Origin of the sequence: Acidovorax delafieldii 2AN (assembly GCF_000175235.1) — a bacterium.
GTDB classification, from domain to species: Bacteria; Pseudomonadota; Gammaproteobacteria; order Burkholderiales; family Burkholderiaceae_C; genus Acidovorax; species Acidovorax delafieldii_B.
Genome location: NZ_ACQT01000321.1, coordinates 1 through 3,491 on the forward strand (window position 1 = coordinate 1; position 3,491 = coordinate 3,491).

The window sequence follows — 3,491 nt, forward strand, 5'->3', positions numbered from 1 at the left end:
GTGCGCCAATCAGGGTGGCAACGCGGGCGGTGGCGGGGGCAGTGCTGGTGTTCATGCGGATGCTGGGCAAGGACGTGGGTGTGCGTTGCGAGGGCAACAGCGGCGGCTGGCCTATCGCTGCGCGCGCAGCAGAAGGGTGGAGTGCATTGTCTGGCGCATGCCGGTCAATGGAAAGAGGCCAATGTGCGCCATGTGTAAGGGTGAGTGAGCAATCTGCGTTGGCGCGCTGGCGATATGCAAGCCACGCCCACTGCGGGCACCGGCGGCTGCGCTGCCTGCCTCGGCGGGGCGATAAACTTTGCCCGATGCAAGTCGCCTTGGCCCAACTCTCCCCCCATCTCCAACGCGGCCTGTCGGCGCTGTACGTCCTGCATGGTGACGAGCCCCTTTTGCAGCAGGAGGCGGCCGATGCCATCCGCGCCACGGCACGCGCACAGGGCTACACCGAGCGCAGCAGCTACACCGTGGCTGGCGCCCACTTCGACTGGAGCGCCGTGCTGGCCGCCGGCGGCAGCTTGAGCCTGTTTGCCGACAAACAGATCGTCGAGATCCGCATCCCCTCGGGCAAGCCCGGCAAGGACGGCAGCGTGGCCCTGCAGCAGGTGGCCGAATCGGCCAAGGGCAACGACAGCACGCTCACCCTCGTCATGCTGCCGCGCCTCGATAAAGCCACGAAGACCGGTGCCTGGTTTGCCGCGCTGGAAGCCAATGGCACCACCATCCAGATCGACCCCATCGAGCGCGCGCAGCTGCCGCAGTGGATCGCCCAGCGCCTGGCCGCGCAGGGCCAGCGTGTGGTGGCGGGCGAGGAAGGCCAGCGCACCTTGCAGTTCTTTGCCGACCGCGTGGAAGGCAACCTGCTGGCCGCGCACCAGGAGATCCAAAAGCTCGCCCTGCTGCACCCCGCGGGTGAGCTGACACAGGCCCAGGTCGAAGCCGCGGTGCTCAACGTGGCGCGCTACGACGTGTTCAAGCTGTCCGAATCGGTGCTGGCCGGCCAGACCGCCCGCGTGCAGCGCATGCTCGACGGCCTGCAGGCCGAGGGCGAGGCCGAGGTGCTGGTGCACTGGGCGCTGGCCGAAGACATCCGCGCCCTCAAGCGCGTGAAGGACGCCATGAACGCCGGCCGCCCCCTGCCCATGGCGCTGCGCGAGAACCGCATCTGGGGCCCCAAGGAGCGGCTGTTTGAACGCATCCTGCCCAAGGCCAGCGACGCTGCGCTGGCGCGCCTGCTGCAGTCGGCCCACATCGTGGACGGCATCGTCAAGGGCCTCAAGCAGCCCGACTGGCCGCAAGACGGGTGGCAGGCGCTGCAGCGGCTGGCGTTGCAGCTGTGCCGGTTGACGCAGGCGGCGCGCTGAGATTGATCGTCAGATTTGAGCCATTTTGGGCTCTAGTGCTTATCCATCAAGCGCAAGCAGCTATCAAAAAAGTAGCTCGACAGCGCCGAGGCCGCGCTGCTCACGCCCGCTGCAGCGCCCCGCGCGCCTTGTCCACCCACATCTGCAGGCTGTCCAGCAGGTCTTTCTGGCTGAACGAGCAGCTTTCTTCCGAGAACAGGGCGCTGGATTCGAGCCGGTCCAGCAGGCCCAGCAGCACCTCGCCGTAGCGCGGTGGCAGGGCGGCCAGCAGCTGTGCCTGTTCCCGTGCCACGGCGCTCAGCAGGGTGGCGTTGCCGGGGTTGGCCGCCATCTGCTGCAGCGCCTGCTGCAGGGCGTTCAGTTGCGCCAGGGCGCTGGGGGGCGTTTCAGAAGACATGGCGTGGGGTCGGTTGCCGGCAGGCGGGAGCGCCAGCTTATCAGCGGCACTTGCTGTTTCAGAAAAAGAAAGCGCGCGCAATGCGGGGCTTGCAGTGGTGCCACAGCCCCTCGCGCTGCTGGAAGGTGCGCACGTGCCAGACCTGGTCTTCGCGCTGCGCAATCGGCGGATTGAACCGGGCGACCTCTTCGTCCGGCAGCGCGATGCACACCGGCCACACCGCCCAGGTTCCGAGCGCGGTCGCTATCAGCAAGGGAACGAACACCCAGGCGATGGCAGCCCGGCGGGACCCGGGCCGAGGCGATGGTGAAGGCGGCGCAGAGGAGTAGTGCATGGGCGGTATCGGAACGGGTGGTCTGCGCCGCATTGTGGTGCTGCGCGGGGGCTCTTGCGGCGCGAACACCCGCTTGGAGCACGGGTGCGGCAAAATCAAGGGATGAACGCCCTCAACGTCGCTGAATACACGCACACCCTCGGTTATCAGGCAAAAACGGCCTCTGCGCTGATGGCTAAAGCGCCGGCAGCTATCAAAAACAAAGCGCTGCTGGCCCTGGCACGTCTGCTGCGCGCACAGACCGAGGCGCTGCAGGTGGACAACGCCCGCGACCTGGAGCGCGCCCGCGCCGCCGGGTTGCCTGAGCCGATGGTGGACCGCCTCAAGCTCAGCCCCAAGGTGCTGGAGACCTGTGCCCTGGGCTGCGAGCAACTGGCCGCCATGCCCGACATCATCGGCGAGATCATCGGCATGAAGCAGCAGCCCAGCGGCATCCGCGTGGGGCAGATGCGCGTGCCGATCGGCGTGTTCGGCATGATCTACGAGAGCCGCCCCAACGTGACCATCGAGGCCGCCAGTCTCAGCATCAAGAGCGGCAACGCCTGCATCCTGCGCGGCGGCTCCGAAGCCATCGACTCGAACAAGGCGCTGGCCAAGATCGTGCAGCAGGCCCTGGCCGAAGCGGGCCTGCCGCAAGATGCCGTGCAACTGGTGCAAACCACCGACCGAGAGGCTGTCGGCCAGCTCATCGCTATGCCGCAGTATGTGGACGTGATCATTCCGCGCGGCGGCAAAGGCCTGATCGAGCGCATCAGCCGCGATGCCAAGGTGCCCGTGATCAAGCACCTGGACGGCAACTGCCACACCTATGTGGACGACCCCTGCGACATCGCGATGGCCGTCAAGGTGGCCGACAACGCCAAGACCAACAAGTACAGCCCCTGCAACGCGAGCGAAGGCCTGCTGGTGGCGCGTGGCGTGGCGGCAGATTTTCTGCCCCAGATCGGCGCGGTGTATGCCGCCAAGGGCGTGGAGATGCGCGGTTGCCCCGAGTCGCTGGCGATCCTGGCCGCGGTGCCCCATGCGAAGCTCGTGCCCGCCACCGAGCAGGACTGGAGCGAGGAATATCTGGCGCCCATCATCAGCGTGAAGGTGGTGGCGGGCGTGGACGAGGCCATTGCCCACATCAACCGCTATTCGAGCCACCACACCGACGCCATCCTGACGCGCGACCACATGCACGCCCAGCAGTTCCTGCGCGAGGTGGATTCGGCCAGCGTGATGGTGAATGCCAGCACACGTTTTGCCGACGGCTTCGAGTACGGCCTGGGCGCCGAAATCGGCATCAGCACCGACAAGTTCCACGCGCGCGGGCCGGTGGGGCTGGAGGGGCTCACGTCGCTCAAGTACGTGGTGCTGGGTGAAGGCGAAATTCGGCAATGAAGGGCTGGCGGGGCTG

General features: G+C 67.0%; 4 protein-coding genes. 2 read left to right on the top strand and 2 right to left on the bottom strand.

Features of this window, described 5'->3' with window-relative positions; translation table 11 throughout:
• Positions 1–305: 305 nt before the first annotated feature.
• Positions 306–1,361 carry a DNA polymerase III subunit delta gene (holA, locus tag ACDELDRAFT_RS20345; RefSeq protein ID WP_005799958.1) on the top strand — a complete coding sequence of 352 codons (1,056 nt, stop codon included), beginning with the start codon at positions 306–308 and terminating at the stop codon, positions 1,359–1,361.
• A gap of 100 nt (positions 1,362–1,461) precedes the next feature.
• Here the strand turns inward: holA and ACDELDRAFT_RS20350 are convergent, their stop codons facing one another.
• Positions 1,462–1,758 carry a hypothetical protein gene (locus ACDELDRAFT_RS20350; protein ID WP_005799959.1) on the bottom strand — a complete coding sequence of 99 codons (297 nt, stop codon included), beginning with the start codon at positions 1,756–1,758 and terminating at the stop codon, positions 1,462–1,464.
• 58 nt (positions 1,759–1,816) lie between these two features.
• A complete protein-coding gene (locus ACDELDRAFT_RS25245; protein WP_157764959.1) occupies positions 1,817–2,092 on the bottom strand; it encodes a hypothetical protein in 276 nt (91 codons plus the stop codon).
• Positions 2,093–2,194: 102 nt separating this feature from the next.
• On the opposite strand from ACDELDRAFT_RS25245, the gene ACDELDRAFT_RS20355 reads away from it, so the two are divergent.
• Positions 2,195–3,475, top strand: coding sequence for a glutamate-5-semialdehyde dehydrogenase (locus ACDELDRAFT_RS20355; RefSeq protein WP_005799962.1), 1,281 nt, complete (start codon positions 2,195–2,197; stop codon positions 3,473–3,475).
• Positions 3,476–3,491 lie beyond the last annotated feature (16 nt).